Source organism: Mesorhizobium sp. M2A.F.Ca.ET.037.01.1.1 (assembly GCF_003998075.1).
Classification (GTDB): Bacteria; Pseudomonadota; Alphaproteobacteria; order Rhizobiales; family Rhizobiaceae; genus Mesorhizobium.
On record NZ_RZSA01001750.1, the window covers coordinates 1 to 522 of the forward strand.

Annotated in this window: 1 protein-coding gene; it reads right to left on the reverse strand. The window is 64.9% G+C overall.

The window, feature by feature from the left end:
• A partial coding sequence (locus EOA27_RS39585) for an FAD-dependent oxidoreductase (protein ID WP_127259110.1) occupies positions 1-522 on the reverse strand: 522 nt, incomplete at both ends.

The window sequence follows — 522 nt, forward strand, 5'->3', positions numbered from 1 at the left end:
ATCAAGCCCTCCACCAGCGCCAGAGGTGAGGTCACATGGCCGCTGTCGGGAAAGAAGATCCCACGTCGGTAGTCGTGGGTCAAAGCGGGCTCCAAATCCCGCACTTGATCGGCGTCGAGCCTCTCAAAGGCAACGCCATACCTGGCCCGTAGTCTGTCCATCAGTTCATCCAGAGCGCCGGGAAATGCATCGCGCCAGACATGCAAGGCGCCGCTCGGCCGGAAAATGCGTTTCCAGTCGGTGTCGCCGAGCATGTCGCGATAGAGCGCGGCACAAGGGGCGTTGAGCGCGTGCAATGCCGTATACGCCGCCTCCCAGGCCTCCGGGCGGCCGGTGCGCAGGAAGCGGACGAGCCATGGTAGGGCGCTGGGTAGCTCACGCGGGGCGAGGCGGACTGGGCCGTTCGTGTCCGCGAGCCAGCGCAACGCACGCCACATGACACCGGGAAAAGCCATGGGGAAAGACGATCCCGCATTATATTGGGCGCCGTTGCCCCACGAGCATCCATGGCCGAGGCGACCC